This is a genomic window from Variovorax sp. 20P10.2.4, from assembly GCF_058244205.1.
Map to the genome: position 1 here is coordinate 1 of NZ_JBZAYE010000991.1, position 1874 is coordinate 1874.

The window sequence follows — 1874 nt, forward strand, 5'->3', positions numbered from 1 at the left end:
ACGGTCAACGGCATCGCCTGCCCGCTCGGCGCGCACTACCTGCCGGTGCCCGGCGACGATGCGCGCGAGGTGCAGGACCTGCTCGAGGAACTGGGCCTGCGCCGGCGCGTGGCCGGCCGCTGGGAATACGACGAGCGCACGCTGTGCCACAGCCCGCAGGAGCGGCTGTTCTTCCACGGCGAATGGCAGGACGGCCTGTTGCCGGTGCATGGCGTGGGCGCCGACACGCAGGCGCAGTACCGCCGCTTCGCGCAGCGCATCGATGCGCTTCAGCATGCGGCCCACTTCGCCATTCCCACGCTCAAGGTCGCGGTCACGCCCGAGCTGCTGGCGCTCGATGCGCAGGCCTTCTCGGCCTGGCTCGACCGCGAGGGCTTCAGTGACGACCACTTGCGCTGGTACCTCGACTACTGCTGCCGCGACGACTACGGCGCGGGCATCGAGCAGGTCTCGGCCTGGGCCGGCATCCACTACTTCGCGAGCCGGCACGGCTTCCACGCGCCCGGCGATCCGTCGGGCAGCGCCAACGACACCAACCCTGAGCGCGACGGCGTGCTGACCTGGCCCGAGGGCAACGGCTGGCTCACGAAGCAGCTGGCCGCACCGCTGGGCGAACGGCTGCGCACGGGCCAGGTGGTCGTGCGCATCGCCGAGGTGCGCGGCGGTGTCGAGGTCGATGCCTGGGATGCCGCCTCGCAATCGCTGGTGCGCTGGCAGGCCGCGCATTGCATCGTCGCGCTGCCGGTGTTCGTCGCCGCGCGCGTGGTCGAGAACGCGCCCGCGGTGCTCGCGCATGCCGCGGCGCACGTGCGCCATGCGCCCTGGCTGGTGGCCAACGTGCATCTGCGCGGCCCGCTGGTCGATCGCCCCGGTGCCGCGCCGAGCTGGGACAACGTGGTCTACGGCACGCGCGGCCTCGGCTATGTCGATGCGCGCCACCAGACGCTCGACCCCACGCCGCGCGGCACCGTGCTCAGTTGGTACCGACCGCTGGGCCCGAGCCGCTACGACGCGGGCGACGGCCGCCGTCTGCTGCTCGAGCGGCCCTGGACCGGCTGGCGCGACGACCTGCTGGCCGAGCTCTCGGTGCCGCACCCCGACCTGCCCGCGCTGGCCACGCGCATCGAGATCACGCGCTACGGGCATGCCATGGCGATTCCGCGGCCCGGCCTGCTGGCGCAGATCGGTTCGCAGCGCACCGCGCCCGACGATGCCCACCGCGGCAGCGTGATCGCGGGCCGGCTGTCGTTCGCGCATGCCGACTGGTCGGGCTATTCGATCTTCGAGGAAGCCTTCACGCGCGGGCATGTGGCCGGAGCGAGCCTCGCATGAAGACGCTGGTGCTCGGCGGCTACGGCAACTTCGGCGCGCGCATCAGCCGCGCGCTGGCCGCCGATACGGCCATCGAGCTGCTGGTGGGCGGGCGCGATCTCGAACGGGCGACGGCCTTCACGCAAGCGCTGGCGGGCGGGGCGCGTGCCGTTCGCGTCGATGCGCAGTCGCCGGATTTCGTGCAGAGCTTGCGCGAGCTGGGCGTCGAGCTCGTCATCCACACCGCAGGCCCGTTCCAGAACCAGGACTACCGCGTGCCACAGGCGGTGGCCGCCGCCGGCGCGCACTACATCGACCTGGCCGACGGTCGTCGTTTCGTCTGCGACTTTCCCGCGGCGCTCGACGGCGCCTTCCGCAGCGCGGGCCGCACGGCCGTCACGGGCGCGAGCACCGTGCCGGCCCTCTCCTCGGCCGTGGTCGACCACCTCGCGGCCGGCTGGCAAGGCATCCGCAGCATCGACATCTGCATCGCCCCGGCCCAGGGCGCGCCGCGCGGCGAGGCCACGCTCGCGGGCGTGCTCGCCTACTGCGGTGCGCCGATC

At 73.0% G+C, this 1874-nt stretch carries 2 protein-coding genes; both read left to right on the forward strand.

Translation table 11 applies throughout. From position 1 onward, the window contains the following. Positions 1-1332: flavin monoamine oxidase family protein (locus tag AC27VN_RS40305; RefSeq protein WP_490880336.1), on the forward strand; the 1332-nt coding region annotated here is incomplete at its 5' end. Next, on the forward strand, positions 1329-1874 hold a 546-nt coding region (locus AC27VN_RS40310), incomplete at its 3' end, for a saccharopine dehydrogenase NADP-binding domain-containing protein (protein ID WP_490880337.1). The genes AC27VN_RS40305 and AC27VN_RS40310, both read left to right, overlap by 4 nt.